General features: G+C 67.0%; 1 pseudogene. It reads left to right on the top strand.

The features are described 5' to 3' along the window. Nucleotides 1-261 (top strand): annotated as a pseudogene (locus tag ACYQ8K_RS30310) (PPE family protein); the annotation flags it as partial.

Here is a 261-nt window from a genome sequence, read left to right as displayed (position 1 = left end):
CCTGCAGTCGCTGGCCACGCCCGCGGCGAGCACCACGACCAACGCGACGACGCAGGCGACGACGGCGGCGACGACCAGCACGACCGATCCGCTGTCGGAGGTCTGGTTCCTGCTGACCGGGCAGACCAGCCTGCCCACCAACCTGGGCACGCTGGTCAACGGCTACAGCCCGTTCGCGGGTCTGTTCTACAACACCGAGGGTCTGCCGTACTTCAGTACCGGTATGGCCAACACCTTCACCCAGATCGCCAAGTCGGTCGG

The sequence above is a fragment of the Mycobacterium sp. MUNTM1 genome, assembly GCF_054660795.1.
The sequence above is the reverse complement of the archived record's forward strand: the minus strand, read 5'-3'. Positions and strand labels throughout refer to the sequence as shown.